2 protein-coding genes and 1 pseudogene are annotated in these 2,661 nt (G+C 38.6%); all 3 read right to left on the bottom strand.

Features of this window, described 5'->3' with window-relative positions:
• Positions 1-191: 191 nt before the first annotated feature.
• Positions 192-1,346, bottom strand: a pseudogene (odhB, locus tag DS031_RS23250) (2-oxoglutarate dehydrogenase complex dihydrolipoyllysine-residue succinyltransferase); the annotation flags it as partial.
• Positions 1,347-1,396: 50 nt separating this feature from the next.
• Positions 1,397-1,648, bottom strand: coding sequence for a biotin/lipoyl-containing protein (locus DS031_RS23245; RefSeq protein ID WP_113808524.1), 252 nt, complete (start codon positions 1,646-1,648; stop codon positions 1,397-1,399).
• 57 nt (positions 1,649-1,705) lie between these two features.
• On the bottom strand, positions 1,706-2,661 hold a 956-nt coding region (locus DS031_RS23240; RefSeq protein WP_142675817.1), incomplete at its 5' end, for a Glu/Leu/Phe/Val family dehydrogenase.

Here is a 2,661-nt window from a genome sequence, read left to right as displayed (position 1 = left end):
CCCCTTTTTGTAAACGCTTTCTAATTTGATCTTCAACAATATATCACTAATCTTATAATCCGGACTACAGAATATAACGAAAAACTACAAAAGTTTTAAATATTTTTCTACTAAAATCTATTTTTTTTATTGAATACTAAATTAAAAATGAAGAGGTAGAAAGATGTACTGCTAAATAACTCTTTATACCTCTATTTACTGACGGCTTCTTTACCATCAACAATTCGGTGGTCATAAGAAAGACCGATATACATCATTGGGCGATTTTCGATCGTCTTTTGATCGACCGCCACCGGACGCCACTGAATGCTGTGCATCCCGAGAGTTCCTACTTGCGGGCTGTTTAAAATTGGTGTGGACATCATTGATCCATAAATGCCGCCGTTTGTGATGGTAAAAGTACCACCCTGCAGTTCATTCATCGTTAATTTATTACTTCTCGCTTTTTCTGCAAGTCTTGCAACCTCTTTTTCAATGCCAGCAAATCCAAGTTGATCGGCATTACGAACAACAGGAACAACAAGACCTCCTTCAGTCCCAACGGCAATTCCGATGTCATAGAATTTTTTCAGAACCATCTCATCGCCCTGAATTTCTGCATTTAATTCTGGAAACTGCTTCAGTGCTCCAACAACCGCTTTTGTAAAAAATGACATAAAACCAATTTTCACCTCATGTTGCTTAAGAAAAGCTTCATTTCGTCGTTTTCTTACACCCATAATTGCCGTCATATCCACTTCATTGAACGTTGTTAACATTGCCGCTGTATGCTGTACTTCAACAAGTCGTTTTGCAATTGTTTGACGGCGGCGTGACATTTTCACTCGTTCAACCGGCTTGTCCGATTCACTTGAAGCATTCACAGACTGTTGAACTTTTTTGCTTTCTTCTTCATTGTCACGTTGTACTGCTTCATCCTTTGCCTTAACTGTTGATTGATTAACGTGCGCTCGTACATCTTCTTGTCTTATCCGTCCTAGCAGATCATGAGTCTTAACCTTATTTAAATCAACATTAAGTTCTCGTGCTAATTTTCTTACAGCTGGAGAGGCTATTGGACGTTGAGATTCTCTTAATTTTTCATTCCTTTCTTCTTTTTGAGCTGCTTCTTCAACATTAGAATGTTCAGCTGAATCATTTGTTTCCTTTACTTCTTTGACACCTTTTTCGATCCCCTCTGCTAGAAGAGCAATGACTTCGTCAATTTCAACAATATCTCCTTCCTCTTTCAAAATCTCCTTAATCACCCCTTCACTATCTGCGCTTACTTCGACATTCACTTTATCTGTTTCAAGTTCCACAATATAATCACCTTTTTGAATGGTATCTCCTAAAGGTTTTAAGAAAGTTTATTGACATAGCAAGTCTTCACACAGCATCTGTTTGTAAAACACTTTCAATCACTTCCTGAAATGACAAAATCATCTTCAAGTTCAGCTAAGATCATATCCGGATTCACAATATCGCCTTTTTGAATATTTAATTTTGAAATCTTTCCGCTTATCCCAATGGAAACTTCCTCAATCTGTTCAGTTGTTCTGATAACAAACAACTTTTCCCACTCGTAGACATATGCACCTAGTTTCACATATACTTCTTCGACTTTTCCATGGCAAGGACTGTATAAAGCTTCTATAACTTGCTTCACCTTTTAACCCTTCCTTTCTAAAAGTAGATCTATCATTTACATTTCAAACTAAATTCCTTACACCCAACCACGAAAACGAGAAGCTTCTGCCATCTTTCTTATTCCAACCATATATGCAGCCAAGCGCATATCTATTTGGTGTCTTTGCGCTGTAGAAAAAACATTGTCAAAAGAATCCACTATTTTATGGCGTAATTTTTGAGCGACTTCTTCTTCAGTCCAATAGTAACCTTGGTTATTTTGCACCCATTCAAAATACGAAACCGTTACACCGCCAGAGCTAGCAAGCACATCCGGTACAAGCAGCACGTTACGTTCGGCTAAGATCGATGTCGCTTCAAGCGTTGTCGGTCCATTCGCAGCTTCCACAACAATTTCCGCTTGAATTCGGTCCGCATTTTCTCGTGTAATTTGATTAGAAATCGCAGCAGGAACAAGAATGTCACATTCTTTTTCAAGTAATTCCTGATTTGTAATGGTATTTGCAAATAAATTTGTTACTGTCCCAAAGCTATCACGTCGATCAAGCAAATAGTCAATATCAAGACCTTCTGGGTCATAAAGTGCACCATATGCATCAGAAATGCCAACTACTTTTGCGCCTGCATCTTTCATAAATTTTGAAATATAACTTCCTGCATTCCCAAATCCTTGAATAATAACGCGTGCCTCTTGTAATCGAATTCCTTTTCGCTTTGCTGCCTCTTCGATACAAATAGTGACCCCTCTTGCTGTTGCTGTTTCACGACCTTGTGAACCACCTAGTACAATTGGCTTTCCAGTAATAAATCCTGGCGAATCGAATTCTTGAATACGGCTGTACTCGTCCATCATCCATGCCATAATTTGCGGATTTGTAAATACATCTGGCGCAGGAATATCTTTTGTTGGCCCAACGATTTGACTAATCGCACGGACATATCCTCGACTTAAACGTTCTAATTCATGAAAAGACATGTTGCGAGGATCACAGACAATTCCACCTTTCCCACCACCGTATGGAAGATCGAAAA

The sequence above is a fragment of the Bacillus taeanensis genome, from assembly GCF_003318295.1.
Classification (GTDB): Bacteria; Bacillota; Bacilli; order Bacillales; family UBA6769; genus Maribacillus; species Maribacillus taeanensis.
This window is presented reverse-complemented; position numbering and strand designations above follow the sequence as displayed.